Annotated in this window: 11 protein-coding genes; 8 read left to right on the top strand and 3 right to left on the bottom strand. The window is 38.5% G+C overall.

Going from position 1 to position 15451, the window contains the following annotated elements:
- Positions 1–489: 489 nt before the first annotated feature.
- From B3209_RS03710 to B3209_RS03745, 8 genes are all read left to right on the top strand, one after another.
- Positions 490–1146, top strand: a complete 657-nt coding sequence (locus tag B3209_RS03710; RefSeq protein WP_296689852.1) for a TetR/AcrR family transcriptional regulator — start codon at positions 490–492, stop codon at positions 1144–1146.
- 26 nt (positions 1147–1172) lie between these two features.
- Positions 1173–2030 (top strand): putative ABC transporter permease, encoded by an 858-nt coding sequence (locus B3209_RS03715; RefSeq protein WP_296689853.1) that lies wholly within the window; start codon positions 1173–1175, stop codon positions 2028–2030.
- A gap of 249 nt (positions 2031–2279) precedes the next feature.
- Positions 2280–3401, top strand: a complete 1122-nt coding sequence (gene serC / locus B3209_RS03720) for a 3-phosphoserine/phosphohydroxythreonine transaminase (RefSeq protein WP_296662378.1) — start codon at positions 2280–2282, stop codon at positions 3399–3401.
- 14 nt (positions 3402–3415) lie between these two features.
- Positions 3416–4594: a phosphoglycerate dehydrogenase gene (locus tag B3209_RS03725; RefSeq protein WP_295800892.1), complete on the top strand. Its 1179-nt coding sequence runs from the start codon at positions 3416–3418 to the stop codon at positions 4592–4594.
- 190 nt (positions 4595–4784) lie between these two features.
- Positions 4785–5096: a metal-sensing transcriptional repressor gene (locus tag B3209_RS03730; RefSeq protein WP_295800895.1), complete on the top strand. Its 312-nt coding sequence runs from the start codon at positions 4785–4787 to the stop codon at positions 5094–5096.
- A gap of 22 nt (positions 5097–5118) precedes the next feature.
- The gene (locus B3209_RS03735; RefSeq protein ID WP_296689855.1) at positions 5119–5481 is read left to right on the top strand and encodes a heavy-metal-associated domain-containing protein; all 363 of its coding nucleotides are present in this window, start codon (positions 5119–5121) and stop codon (positions 5479–5481) included.
- A gap of 51 nt (positions 5482–5532) precedes the next feature.
- Complete coding sequence (locus tag B3209_RS03740) at positions 5533–8052, top strand: heavy metal translocating P-type ATPase (protein ID WP_296689857.1); 2520 nt, start codon at positions 5533–5535, stop codon at positions 8050–8052.
- Between the two features lie 119 nt (positions 8053–8171).
- Complete coding sequence (locus tag B3209_RS03745; RefSeq protein WP_296689858.1) at positions 8172–11048, top strand: M16 family metallopeptidase; 2877 nt, start codon at positions 8172–8174, stop codon at positions 11046–11048.
- Here the strand turns inward: B3209_RS03745 and B3209_RS03750 are convergent.
- From B3209_RS03750 to B3209_RS03760, 3 genes are all read right to left on the bottom strand, one after another.
- Entirely contained in the window at positions 10960–12543 is a 1584-nt protein-coding gene (locus B3209_RS03750; protein ID WP_296664117.1) for a RecQ family ATP-dependent DNA helicase, read from the bottom strand. The genes B3209_RS03745 and B3209_RS03750 overlap by 89 nt on opposite strands.
- 138 nt (positions 12544–12681) lie before the next feature.
- Entirely contained in the window at positions 12682–14772 is a 2091-nt protein-coding gene (locus tag B3209_RS03755; protein WP_296664118.1) for a cation:proton antiporter, read from the bottom strand.
- Between the two features lie 97 nt (positions 14773–14869).
- Positions 14870–15181 carry a hypothetical protein gene (locus B3209_RS03760; RefSeq protein ID WP_296664119.1) on the bottom strand — a complete coding sequence of 104 codons (312 nt, stop codon included), beginning with the start codon at positions 15179–15181 and terminating at the stop codon, positions 14870–14872.
- Positions 15182–15451 lie beyond the last annotated feature (270 nt).

Consider the following 15451-nt stretch of genomic DNA (forward strand, 5'->3'; position numbering starts at 1 on the left):
TGTCGTAGCACGGGAATGACAGCAAATTTACAAGGCTCGGCATTCGCCCTAATAAAAATCCGTGCCGCGGATATGTGCAAGTCCGCATCGCGGATATGGCTACGTCCGTGCCGCGGATATGTGCAAGTCCGCATCGCGGATATGGCTACGTCCGTGCCACGGATATGTACGTGTCCGCTATGCGGATGTGTAAATGTCCGTGCTGCGGACGGATTTTTTGTTTGCTTTTTTTAACAAGATTGTTAACCGAGTTTGCTATGCAAACATCGCGGTGTTAAGCACGGCAATGACACTTAAATTGCTGTTCTTATCAAAACTCGAAATTAAGGCAAATACAATTTCTTCATTGCTAAAACTACTTTTTTATAAGCAGTCATAGTTTATGATAAAGTAAATTTATAGATGCAAAAAAATTCATCACTTTATCCCCTTTACAAAACTAGAAAGTTGCTTTAGACTAACGAGCGTTAGTAGTTAAGCGAGGCTTATATGTCGGAAAAAATCACAAAGGAAAACGTTATAAAATCTCTTTTGGACACATCATTTTACAAGTCTGCGGGCGGAACAAGTCTTTCTGACATAGCCGAATCGCTTGGAATAAAAAAAGCGTCACTTTACAATCACTTTGAAAGCCGCAACGACATAATAGAGCAGACAACATCTTCCTGCGATGAATATTTAAAAAGCATTTCATTTATTCCCGCCGAAATTGAAAGCGTGGCAAAAAAATATCCTGTTGAAACTGTCCTAAAAGGAATCGTAAGCCGCTACGTAAAAATGCACGAAAAATCTCCGCTGTTCCAAATTTACACTTTTGTGGAAAGCCAAAAATATTTCGACATAAAAACCGCGCAGATTATAAGGGAAGAAAATGAAAAGCTTGAATCTCAGACTGAAATCGTTCTTGAATGCCTTTTGAATTTGGGAAAAATAAAAATTTCAAAAGAGCAGATTCCGGGAATTTCAAAATGGTTCTGCGCCGGAATAAACGACTTTTTAAACCGAAGACTTTTGGAACGCAAGCAGGCTGTAGTGCAGAATCCCAAGAGCGGCGAAGGGGAACTTTTTACGCTTCAGTCTGACGACAAGGGAATTGACGAAATCAACAGGCTTGTGGAGCAGTTCAGCAAACTTTTGTGCGCATAAAATTTTCAAAATTTCTTGAGGAAAAAATGAATCAGATAAATATGCCTTTGATTGACAGCCAGCATCTTTTTTTGCTTTTTATTTTTTATTCTTTTGTCGGATGGATTTGCGAGGAAATCTGGGTTTCTTCACTTTACAGAAAAATCGAAAAACGCGGAATGCTGCATGGCCCTATTTGTCCTATTTATGGATTCGGTGCGCTTATAATTCTTTTTGGAATTTATCCTTGGCGCGAAACTTGGTTCAGGCTTTTTGTGGCATCCGCAATTTTAGCTTCAATTCTGGAATATTTTTCAAGCTGGCTTTTGGAAACTATTTTCCACACAAAATGGTGGGACTATTCAGGACATAAATTCAATTTAAATGGAAGAATCTGCCTTTTGAATTCCTGCGCATTCGGACTTGGCGGAGTTGCGCTTGAGCATTTTCTGCATCCAATCGCTGTAAATCTGATTTTTGCTACAGAAATTCAGCCGTTCATTCCTTCAATTTACTATGCGTTCAGTACAATTCTCGGAATCGATTTGATTTTCACGGTAAAGCGGCTTGTAAGATTCAGCGAGACAATGGAAAAACTCAAGATGTTCGGTGAACAGCTCAAGGAAAAATATGGAAGCGAATCTTGGTTCCGGGACACAAACTTGCATACGATGATTCAGTCTGTAAAAGCAAGAATCGAATCCGGCTCAATTCAGGCAAGTGAAAAAATGAAAGAACGGCTTGAAAAATTCTCACGAAGGCAGCGCAACGAAGAAAGCCTTTTCAGAAAATTTCCTACAATGTCCAGCCGTGAATACAAACTTCCGCTTGACCACATAAAACAGACGCTCAAGGAAAGCATCGAAAAAAAACGCAACGAGCGCCTGAGCAAAATCCGAAAGTAACCTAAATTCCACAAGTTTATCATTGCCGTGTCAAGCGCGGCAATGACAAACTGTTTACCAAGCAAAAAACACCAAAATATTGTGATTTTTCTCACATAAAGACAATTTTCAAGGTAAAATCAGCAAATTCTAGCATTTTTTATAAGCCTAGGCTAAATTTCAATGGAAACGCCCTTATTTTTTTTATAAAATTAGTTAAATTATAGCAAATTTATTGTGATTTTTCTCACAAATCAAAAGGGGTACAGAATGTCAAGAGTATACAATTTTAGCGCAGGTCCATCTTGCTTGCCGGAAGAAGTTTTAAAAGAATGCGCATCAGAAATGCTTGACTACAACGGAAGCGGACAGTCAGTAATGGAAATGAGCCACCGCTCAAGCACATATCAGGCAATAATTGACCACGCAGAATCACAAGTACGCAAACTTATGAAAGTTCCAGAAAACTACAAAATCCTTTTTTTGCAGGGAGGCGGTTCAACACAGTTTGCAATGGTCGCAGAAAATCTTGGCATTCACACAGGAAAAGCCGCATACATTCAAACTGGAGTTTGGGCAAAAAAGGCGGCGGCAGAAGCAAAGCATCTTGGAATAAAAGTTGACATCATAGCTTCAAGTGAAGACAAAAATTATTCTTATATTCCGCATGTTGAAAAAATTGAAGGCGACTACGACTATGCGTATATATGCTTCAACAACACAATAATGGGAACCCACTACGAGTATATTCCAGACACAGGAAAAATTCCTCTTGTTGCAGACATTTCATCTTGCGTTTTAAGCGAAGAGCTTGACGTTTCAAAGTTCGGGCTTCTTTTTGCAGGCGCGCAGAAAAACCTTGCTCCGGCTGGAGTTACTCTTGTTATAATCCGCGAGGATTTGATTACAGAAACTCCACGCGAAGGAACGCCGACAATGCTTTGCTACAAAACTCACGCAGACAACGGAAGCATGTACAACACTCCGCCTTGCTACACAATTTACGTTCTTGGAAAAGTTCTTGACTGGATTGAAAAAAACGGAGGAGCTGCAGGAATCAACAAGCTGAATGTTGAAAAAGCAAATTACCTTTACGACTATCTTGACTCAAGCGATTTCTATCATGCCACAGCAGAAAAAGGAAGCCGCTCTCTCATGAATGTTCCGTTCCTCACAAAATATTCAACAGGTTCAAAAGACGAAACCGACATTGCAAAAGAAAAAGAAATCAACGCAAAGTTCGTAAAAGAAGCTGAAGCCGCAGGACTTGTAAATCTTAAAGGACACAGACTTGTAGGCGGAATGAGGGCTTCAATTTACAATGCGATGCCGCTAGCCGGAGTTAAAGCTCTTGTTGAGTTCATGAAAAAGTTCGCAGAAGAAAATAAATAAAAACGGAGAAAAAAATGTTTAAGATTCAGACACTAGACAGAATCAGCGCAGTTGGACTCGATAACTTTCCACGCGATGAATATGAAATTGCAAGCGAAATCGTAAAACCTGACGCAATTCTTGTTCGCAGCCACGATATGCTTTCAATGGAAATCGACCCGAACATAAAAGCTGTTGCCCGCGCAGGAGCCGGCGTAAACAATATTCCAGTAAAAGACCTTGCGCAAAAAGGCGTTGTAGTTTTCAACACGCCGGGAGCAAACGCAAACGCTGTAAAAGAGCTTGTAATCCTCGGACTACTTATGGCAAGCCGTCCTGTAATCGCCGCAAATCAGTGGGTAAATTCCCTCGCCGGAAAAGGAGCAGAAATTGCAACTCTTGCTGAAAAAGGAAAGAAAAATTTCATTGGACAGGAAGTAAAAGGAAAAACTTTAGGCGTAATCGGGCTTGGAGCAATCGGAGCGCAGGTCGCAAATACAGCTGTAGAGCTTGGAATGAATGTAATCGGCTACGATCCGTTCCTTTCTGTAGATGCCGCTTGGAGCTTGAATCATCAGGTTAAGCACGCTGAAACATTAGACACTCTTCTTGCAAAAGCTGACTATCTTACTTTCCATGTTCCAGAAACTCCAGACACAAAAGGCTTTGTTAATGCAAATACAATCAAGAACATGAAAAACGGCGTAAAGCTCATAAACATTGCGCGTGGCGGACTTGTAAACAACGAAGATGTTCTTGCAGCAATCAGAGCCGGAAAAATTTCATGCATGGTTACAGACTTTGCAGCAGAAGAACTAATTGCTTGCGACAAAGTAATTTGCCTTCCGCATTTGGGCGCTTCAACTCCAGAAGCAGAAGACAACTGCGCAGTAATGGCTGTAAAAGAGCTCCGTGACTTCCTTGAGCGCGGAATTATCAAGAACAGCGTAAACTTTCCAAAGACAACAACAGACAACCCTATTCCATGCGGCGGAACAAGACTTTGCATTAGCCACAAAAACGAGCCGGGACTTGTTGCGCAGTTCACGACAATTCTTGGAGAAGCAAATCTCAACATCGAAGGAATGGTCAACCAAAACCGCGGTGAAGTTGCCTACAACATTATTGATGTGGCAGGAAAAGTTACCGAGCAAACTTTGGAAAATCTTGCTGCCATAAAAGACGTTACAAAAGTAAGACCAATCTACAACTAAAAATCTTCTATATAAAAATATTTCCCTGCAGAATAAATTTTTTATTTTCTTTCGCAGGGATTTTTTATTTTAAATTGCCGAAAAAAATTTCATTTTCACGCTGAAAAATAATTTGCAATGCTTTCCCTATATATTGACATATACAGTAGCGTGGTATAGTATAATAAAAAATTTATTAATGGAGAAAACTATGGAAATGGAAGAAAAAAAATCTTGCTGCGCAAACAAAACAACAAAACGCCCAGAAGAAGAATTAAGAAAACTTGTAAACAGGCTCAGCAGAATTGAAGGTCAGGTCAATGGAGTAAAAAAAATGCTCCAGAACGATGCGTACTGCACGGACATTCTTATTCAAGTTTCTGCATGCCAAGCCGCATTTAACTCGTTCACAAAGGAGCTCCTTGCAAGCCACATAAAAGGCTGTGTTGCAGAAGGAATAAAAAAAGGCGATGAAGAGATTGTTGATGAGCTTGTCCGCACACTTCAAAAACTTATGAAATAAATTTTCTCTTTAGGAGGAAAAAATGATAAACATTATTTTAGTTTTATTTATAATTGTAATCTTTGCGTTTGCACTTAAAAATTCTATAAAGCATTTTAAAGGTGAAGGTTCTTGCTGCGGAGGAGGTGGCGGAACTTTAGTTGAAAAAAAACAGCTTACAAATCCTGTTGTTGAAAAAAGGGTAATTTTTACAGAAGGAATGAAATGTTCTGAGTGCGCAAAAAAGCTATGGAACTCGCTGAATAAAATCGAAGAGCTTTCTGTAAAAAAAGTAAACTTTAAAAATGGAACTGTAGTTTTTGAAGCAAGCAGAAATATTTCAGACGAAGAAATCAAATCTGCTGTTGAAAATGCAGGATATAAATTTATAAAAACTATTCCATAATAAAAAGGAAATTTCATTCTTGGCTTTTGTCCACAAGCTATGGAGGTTCGAATGGAAAAATTTCTTATTTCAGGAATGAGTTGCGCCGCTTGTTCAGCTAGAATTGAAAAAGCAGTAACAAAAGTAAAAGGCGTGGAATCTTGCGCTGTAAGCCTTCTTACAAATTCAATGTCCGTGGAAGGAACGGCTTCCGCAAAAAGCATAATTCAGGCTGTTGAAAAAGCAGGATATGGCGCAAAAATTTCTGGCAGTGAAAAACCAAGCAAATCAGAAGAGCAGGAACTTTTGCTAGAAAACTCAGAATTAAAAAATCTAAAAACACGCTTAGTAGCTTCATTAATTTTTCTTTTGATTCTCATGTATTTTAGCATGGGCCACATGATGCTAAACTTTCCTCTTCCTGCTTGGTTCAACGGAAACCACGTTGCAATGGGTCTTGTTCAGCTTTTGCTTACAATTATAATCTTATTCATCAATAGAAAATTTTTTATAAGCGGAACTAAAGGGCTTCTCCACGGAACTCCAAATATGGACACACTCGTTGCGCTTGGAAGTGGAGTTTCATTTGCATACAGTCTTGTGGTTCTTTTTAATATGACCGATGCGGTTTTAAAAGGCGACGAGCAACGTGTAATGAAATGCATGGACAATTTCTATTTTGAAGGAGCTGCAATGATTGTAACTCTCATCACTGTAGGAAAAATGCTTGAGTCCATTTCAAAAGGAAAAACTACAAACGCTCTAAAAAATCTTATAAAGTTAAAGCCTGAAAATGCAACAGTCATACGTGAAGGAAAGGAAATTGTAATTCCAATAAGCGAAGTAAAAAAAGATGATATTTTCATTGTAAAGCCCGGAGAAAATATTCCTGTCGATGGAATTGTAATTGAAGGAGAATCATCTGTAAACGAATCTGCATTGACAGGCGAAAGCATTCCAGTCGACAAATCTGCAAAAAGCGAAGTGTATTCGGCAACTATAAATTTAAATGGTTTTTTAAAATGCAAGGCATTGCGCATCGGAGAAGAAACTGCGCTTTCACAAATAATAAAACTTGTAAGCGATGCCTCTGCAACAAAAGCTCCGATTGCAAAAACAGCAGACAAAGTTTCAGGAATTTTTGTGCCGTCCGTACTTTTAATTTCAGCAATAACATTTTTTACCTGGTTGATTTGTGGCGCGGAATTCAACTTCGCATTGTCCAGAGCAATCGCCGTTCTTGTTATAAGCTGTCCGTGCGCATTGGGGCTCGCAACTCCAGTTGCCATCATGGTCGGAAACGGAGTCGGAGCAAAGAACGGAATTCTTTTTAAAACTGCGACTTCACTTGAAGAAACTGGAAAAATAAAAATTGTTGCACTAGACAAAACAGGAACAATAACAAAAGGTGAGCCGGAAGTAACTGACATTATCGCAGCAGATAATGTTTCAGAAAAAGACTTAGTGAAAATTGCAGCGTCGCTTGAATCAAAAAGTTCACATCCGCTTGCAAAAGCTGTTGTAAAATTTTATAGCAATTCCACTTTTGCCAATGAAGAAGTTTTTGAAACACAAAATTTTGTTTCGCTTCCGGGAAATGGAATTTCATGCACAATCAAAGGAGAAAAATTTTTTGCAGGCAATTTAGTCTTTATAGAAAAAAATGCAGATATTTTATCAATAAAAGAAAAAGCAACTTTGTTTGCTTCCGAAGGAAAAACACCGCTCGTATTCGCAAAGGAAAATAAAATTCTTGGAATGATTTGCGTTGCGGACAAAATAAAAGACGACAGTGCGCAGGCGGTTTCGCAGCTAAAGGCAATGTCTGTAACTCCGGTTATGATTACAGGCGACAATGAAAAAACAGCGCAGGCAATCGCAAAGAATGCCGGCATAGAAAAAGTTATCGCAGGCGTTCTTCCAGACGGAAAAGCAAAGACAATTGCAACTTTAAAATCAAAAGGAAAAACTGCAATGGCTGGAGACGGAATTAATGATGCTCCGGCACTTGCAAGCGCAGACATTGGAATCGCACTTGGAGCAGGTAGCGACATTGCAATAGATTCCGCACAAGTTGTTCTTATGAAAAATTCGTTGCTAGATGTTCCAGCGGCAATCCGGCTTAGCAAGGCAACATTGAAAAATATTCATGAAAATTTATTCTGGGCATTTTTCTATAACATTGCAGGAATTCCACTTGCAGCCGGAATTTATTACAAGGCATTCGGGCTTCTTTTAAATCCAATGTTTGCAGCAGCGGCAATGAGTCTTTCAAGTTTTTGTGTTGTAACAAATGCGCTCAGGCTGAATTTCTTTAAGCCGTATAAATTTTCCAAATCAGAAAATAAATTTCAATCTTTAAAAAGGCAAGAGGAGGTTACTATGTCAACGATTGAAAAAACTATAAAAGTAGAAGGAATGATGTGCGGACATTGTGAGGCGCACGTAAAAGAAGCTCTTGAAAAAATCAAGGGAGTTGAAGAAGCCACAGCAGATCATGAAACAGGAAAAGTTGTCTTAAAACTTTCAAAAGATGTTGATGACAAAAAAATTTCAGATGCAGTAAAAAAAGCTGGATACACAGTGGTTTAAAACAAAAACGCCGTGGTAATAAAAATGTTGCCACGGCATTTTTATTTCATAATAAAAAATTATTCTGCGCAAAATAAAACACCCTTGAAAATCTAGCAAAAATTCAGTGAAATAAACTTATGAAGCAAAACAAAAAATTTATTAAGATTATTTCATTATTTGTATTTTTATTTACACTGAATTTTATTCACGCCGAAAAAACTCCAGTCGAAAATTTATATGAATACAAAATGGAAAACGGCCTTACAGTTTTTGCCGCAGAAAATCACACAGTTCCACTGGTCTATATTGAGATTGCAATACGCGCAGGAGCTATAACACAAACTCCGCAGACCGCAGGACTTTTCCATTTGTATGAGCACATGATGTTTAAAGGAAACAAACTTTACAAAGATGCTGCATCAGTGAACAGGGCTCTTTCTAATCTTGGAGTTGCAAGCTGGAACGGAACAACAGGAATAAACCATGTAAATTATTTTTTCACAGTGCCTTCAAACAAACTTGAAGAAGGACTTGCATTTTGGAATGCGGCGGTTCGCTCACCTCTTCTTGATGAGCAGGAACTTGAAAATGAAAAAAAAGTTGTGCTTTCTGAAATTGAAGGCGGAAAATCAGATCCATCAAAAATTTTTTATAGCTACTTAAATAAAAAACTTTTCCCTGATGCGCCATACAAACTTGATTCAGGCGGTTCATTTGATGCTGTAAGAAATGCGACTTCAACTCAGCTAAAAGAAATAAAAGGAAAATACTACATTCCAAAAAACGCCGCTCTTTTTATTGGCGGAGACATTCAGCCTGAAGAAACTTTCAAGCTTGCAGAAAAAATATTCGGTACTTGGAGCAACAACAATTCAAAAATAGAACCTTCAGTTCAGCAAAAAAAAGAGCCTTTTGCAAGCACACAATTTTGTGTAATGCCTTTTGACAAAATCACAAAGGAACTTGCGCAGGTTATGATCCAGTTCAGAGGTCCAGACGCAGATTTTGATTTGCAAGACACTTACGCTGCGGATTATCTTATGTATCTTTTGTCAGAGCCAAACGGAAAGTACATTCAGTCACTTTACAAAAATCCAGAATTTAAAATTCCAGACTTCAACAATTCCTGGGCGCAATATGCTACAGTAAGAGCTAACGGACTTTTTGAATTCGGAACAATTGTGACGGAACCAGAAAATTTGTTGCCAGAACGAACAGAAAAAATTCTTTTAGAAATTCAAAATTCAATTATTCCGAAAATTGCAAATGAAAAAAAATTTTTTACAGAATCATACAAGTCAAAAATAATAGAGCAACTAAAAGACAACCAAACACTAGCAACAGAAACTCCTTCAGAACTTTTAACAAGCATCCGAAGCTGGTGGACAAACACAAGTGCAGAATATTTTTTCAACTACTATGACAATCTTTCAAAAGTTACACAGGACGATGTAAAAAGAATTATAGAAAAATATATATCGGGTAAAAAACCGCTCGTAAGTGTTCTGTTAAATCCTGAAATTTACAGCAGTACAAAAAATGATTTTGAACACGCAGGATTCTATGAAGTCCGTTCCGATGAAAAAAGATGGTGGCAGGAAAAACAATTTGAATCAAAAGAACCAATTCAGAATTCAAATTTAAAACTTGCAGAAGAAAAAAATATTTACACTCCGCAAAAAAATCAATCAAGCAAAACTGAAAATAAAATTTCAAAACGAAACATTGAAATTAAAAAACTTAAAAACGAAATTCCTGTTTACATAAACAACACAAGCGACAAAATTATTTCCATTGCAATTCTTTGTCCAGGCGGAGTTGAAAAACTTACACCAGAAACATCAGGAATGGAAACAACATTATTCTCTTTCATGGCGGATTCTTCCAAAAAATTTTCATATAAAAAACGAACAGAAATTTCATACGACACAAATTCCAGCATAGGATATTTTTCAAAACTTTCCGGAAGCGCGCTTTACTTAAATGCAATGGACAAACACTTTGAAAAAACACTTCCAGTTTTTTTGGACGGATTTTTAAATCCTGCGTTTAACCAGAATGAATATGAAAACACAATCAATGCTTTGCGCCAAAGAATCCAAGGAATTTTCAACGACCCGGAATCTTTTTTGGCTTTCACAATTTCAAATAAAATCTACAAAGACCATCCTTACGAAGCAAAGACATTTGCAACTCCAGATTCAATAAAAAATATTACAATAGAAAATCTAAAAAAATATCACAAAGAACTTTTATCAAACGGAAATTTTTCTGTTGTCGTTTCAGGAAAAATCGATTCAGACTTTTTAATAAAAAAACTGAACAGCACAATTGGAAAACTAAAATTTTCAAATGAAGAAACAAAAAGAAAAATCATACAGCCTATAAGCATTAAGAAAAATACGCCGCTTACGCTTCATCATCCGTCAGCAGAAGGAACGGCATACATCACAAAAGTTTTCGCATCCCCGGCAAATACCGAATCTGACTTTATTCCATGCGTGCTTGCTGGAAACATCTACACAGACATTCTTTTCAATGTTGTAAGAGAGCACTACGGAATTTGCTATTCTCCGCAGAGTTATGTCATAGGCTCGAAAGCGCCTTATGGAATTGAACATTTATTTAAAGTTTCCGATTTCAGCAATTTTGAAAAAGCCATGCAGGAAGCAAGAAACTATATGGCAAACGACAAAATCGTAGAAAAAACAAATGCGAACGGAAGCTATGAATTTTCAACTGTTGAGCAAAATTTGGAAGGCTACAAAAATTCATATATAAATCAAACTTACCAAAGCCAGCAAACAAACGCGGGACTAGTTTCAATACTGGGCTACAACTTGATTCAGTTCAATGACATTGACTATGACTTAAAACAACTGGAACAAATCAAGCAAACTTCTGCGCAGGAAATTCTCAGTGTCTTCAAAAAATACTGGATTGAAAATCCTTCCGCTTGGTTCGCAATAACTGGCGAAAACACAACTTTAAATTTTGGCGAGCAGGAGCAATAAGACCTTTAAACGGAAACTTTCTTATACGGATGATTTTTTGCACCTTAAGCTGACTTATAATTTCATCCGTATCTGAATGCTCATAAATATTCACTGAACAATTTTTTCCACTTGCTTTATTCAAAGCAATCATTGAAGCTTGATTTAATTCATCTTGCGTAAAGCGGTTTGGATTTTTTCTCACAAGTTCCATGACAATTTTCGCATCAAGCGCGATTTTTTCATCTGATTTTCCTGAGCAAATATCACAGCCATCACACGCCGCCTGTTCTCCGCCTAAAGCGTCCAATAGAATTTGACGACGGCAAGTTTTGCTTTCTGCAAATTTCTGCATGACTTTTCTTCTGTCATTTTCTTTTATCGCAGAAAATTTTTTATGGTCATTAAAACTCCAAAGCAATATTGCATTTGAAACTTCGCCATCTCTTCCTCCGCGGCCGGCTTCCTGAATATAGGATTCTGCGCTTGGGCTTGCCTCCAAATGAATAACAGTACGGATATTTTTCTTGTCCACTCCCATTCCAAAAGCACAAGTGCAACACAAAATGGCATCGTCTTTTGGATAAAACCATTTTTCAACTTTTTGCTTTTCTTCACGAGTCATTCCAGCATGATAAAATTTCACTTTGCCGTTTCCACAGTAAGCAGAAAGTTCCCTTGCCATGTCTTCCGATTTTGCGCGAGTTCCACAAAAAATAATCAGCGGTTTTTGTTCTGTCAGCGCAAGTAAAAAGGCAGTCCGTTTTTTTGCATAACATTTTACAACTTTATAGTGAATATTCGGACGGTCGCTTTCGCTTCTTACAATTTTCGCCTCTCCATCAAAAAGAACTTCAGAAACTCTTGCAAGCACACATTCCGAAGCGGTCGCAGTAAAAGCGGTTACAACAGGTGGATTAATTTTCTTTATAACTTTTCCAAGATTTAAATACGCAGGTCTAAATGAATCGCCCCACTCGCTTACACAATGAGCCTCATCAATTGCAATGTGAACAATTCCAAATGAACAAAGCTGCTCCAAAAGATTTTGATTTTGCAACGCCTCTGGGTTTGTAATTATCACTTTTGCGCCGTTCTTTATGCGCATAAAATTTTCTTCACGCTCTAAATCAGTCTGGCCGCCTCGAAACACAACGCAGTCAAGACCGCCTTCATCCATTCTTCTTTTTTGATCTGAAATAAGCGCAAGCAAAGGATAGATAACAAGCGTAGGTTTATCTAAAAGCAAAGCCGGAGCAAGAAAGCAAAGCGATTTTCCAGCTCCAGTCGGAAGCAAGACAATTTGCCGTCCGTTAGAACAGACATCATCTTTTAAAACATCATCTCTTGGATTTGCCGAATCCAAAATATTTGCAATTACAATTCTCTGCCACGGAAAAAAATAAGAAATACCAAAAGCTTTTTTCGCCGCCTGCAAAACTTCATCAGAATCCAAAGTGCTTTCTTCTTCCGATTCTGGAATTGCCCAAAACTCATCATTGATTTCTTCTGCCATAAAGTCCTCGTTTTATTCACGCAAAAAAAACTGCCTAATAAATTTTATTTTACTAGGCAGCCTGATTTTTTCTTATAAAAACTTTATTGCTCAAGAAAAACAAGAAATGCAGAATCAACTGAAAAAATTTTTGTCCTTTTAAGAATTATTTTTCCGCGCAGCAAACTTCTTAATCTTTTCAAAAAGAGATTTTGCGTCAGGACACTTCAAAATCTCCTCAACATTTTTTTCATCACGCAGAATGTAGCTCATAGAAGAAAGCAAAAGCATGTGCGGCGAAGAAGTTTTTTTCGGCGAAACAATCATAACAAAGACCTTGCACTTTTCACCATCAAGAGAATCAAAGTCCACTCCGTTACGGCTAATTCCCAAGGCAACGCAAGTGTGGGTAACAGCGTCGGATTTTCCGTGCGGGAAAGCAACTCCATGCTGCATTCCAGTGCTCATAATATTTTCACGCTCACGCACGTCAGCAAGAACAGTTTCCCAGTTGCGCACAGCCCCGGAATTTGCAAGAAGCATGACCATTTCCTGAAGAATCTGCTCTTTTGTAGTTCCCTTCAAATCCACAGAAACAGCGTCCGGCGTAAAAAGCTTAAGAATGTCGGAACTTGTGCGGCTCACTTCGCTTTGGTCAAAGAAATTTATTTTTTCAGGAACATAATTTTCTTTTAGATTCTGAACAAGATTTCCAAGACGGATTAGAACTTCGTACATAGCGTTTTTTACAAAGCCTGAATCTTCCGCGCTTGTTTCAATTTTTACAACAGATTCAGTTTCTGTAATTGAAAGAGAAATTCCGTCTTTTCTTGCCTGGGAAATTCCGTCGGAAATATTCATCATCTGAACATAAAAACCTTCGCTCCTAAGATCCTTAAGGAAAATGTCAATTACAAGGTCGGCAATTTCATCAGAGCCAAAATCCCAGGTAAACGCAACGTTGTCTGTTGAACGCGTTTCCTTTTTTGTTCCCTTTCCGTTTATAGAAAGAGATGCGGAAATAAGAGGAGGCGCAAACAAAGTTGTAACAAGTGTCATAAGAATAACAACGCCGAACATCTGCTCATCAAGAATTCCAGCTGTAAGACCGATTCCGGCTATAATAAGAGCAACTTCTCCACGTGGAATCATTCCGCAGCCAATTCTCAAAGCTCCCTTCAAGTTAAAGCCGAATCCCAAGGCAGGAAGTCCGCAGCCAACAACTTTCGCAACAACCGCAAGCACAGTATAGAACGCGCCGAACATAAGAACATCTTTAGACATAAGCTCTCGCATATTCACCATCATTCCCATTACAGCAAAGAACAGCGGAACAAAAAATTTGTAAAGCCCGTGAATTCTTTCCTGAATAATCGCCGCAATGTCAGTTGCAGAAAGAGAAAGTCCTGTAATGTACGCTCCGATAATCATCGCAAGCCCCTGCTTTTCAAAAAAGCCGCCAAGAAGCAATGCAATTCCCAAAGCGCAGATTGAAAAATCGTATGAATGCTTAAAAATCTTGAGGAACTTTGCAATTTTCTTAGAAAACAAAAGACCTGCCGCGGTGAACACAAGCCATATTCCAAAAGCGCGCGCAGCAATCAAAAGAATCTTAACGCCGTCAATTGAAACCTGTCCGCCTTCAAAACTCAAAGCCGCAACAATTCCCATCACAACAGCAAGAAGAATAATTCCAAGAACATCATCAAAAACAGCAGAAGCAAGAATCGTAACGCCTTCCGGAGAATCCATCTTCTTTTTATCAGACAAAATACGCGCCGTAATTCCTACAGAAGTCGCTGTGGACATAATTCCAAGGAAAAGGCATCTTACATCCATTATTCCGCAGCCAAAAAGCATCATTCCTGCAATGTCGCCCAAAAGAAACGAAGCCACAACTCCGCCAAGACCAATCACGCCGCCCGCAAGAGAATATCGCAAGAAAAGCGCAAGGTCAGTTTCAAGGCCGGAAGCAAAAAGCAAGATTACAGAAGCCACGGTAGAAAATCCGTAAAGCTCAGGGGTTACAGCAAGTGAAACAGAATTCAAACTGAAAATTCCAGACGGAAAGCCAGGAAGCGGAATAGCACCCAAAGCATAAGGCCCAATAACAACGCCGGCAATCAGCTCGCCAAGAACAGATGAAATTCGAACTTTCTTAGCAAGAAATCCAAAAAATCGGACAACAAAAAGCAAAATTCCGATTTGAATAACAAGATTTCCCATGCGGGCTGTAATATCGCCTTCCATAAAAAAAGCCTCCGTGTAAAAATATAAGTCCGTATTTTATAACCTTTTTTAGACCTATACAATACACGGAAGCTTCAAAACTCAATACAGAACAAGGCTACTTCTTGTCTGTAATGCCAAATTCCTTCCAGCCCGACTGCGGAATCGTAAGCTTAACACGCTTTTTTGCGTCAAGAACTTCTTTGCTTAAAAGCTTCGTCTGTTCAGTAAGCTCAGCGGTGCAAGACTTAAGGTCGGCTTTTAGCTTTTCCTGCTTGCTGTCCAAATCCCGGATTTTATTGAACATACCTTCAATCAAAGCAGCCTGCTCTTCTCCTAAGCTTACTTTGGCAAGCTCCTCCGTGTGCACCCTGATGCCAGACACCATAAGCCTTGCATCGCTCAGTTTCTGTGCGAATGTTTCTCCCATTCTTTGCCCCCTTCTTAGTTTTTTAAGCTGAAAAAATAAATTTCCCTCTGCATAAAAGATAAACATAGAATCATATAAAAACAACAAAAACAGGCTGAAATTTCCAAGAATACGCCTAAAAACTCAAGAATGGAAGAAATTCCGCAAGAATACATCTTATTCTTCAAGAATATCCTTTATTCCAGAAGAATATACAATATTCCTGAAGAAAATGTATAAAAATACAAGAATATGCCCTATTCCTCACGAATAGGTCAAAATTCGAGTTTC

This window comes from Treponema sp. UBA6852 (assembly GCA_002449305.1).
Classification (GTDB): Bacteria; Spirochaetota; Spirochaetia; order Treponematales; family Treponemataceae; genus Treponema_D.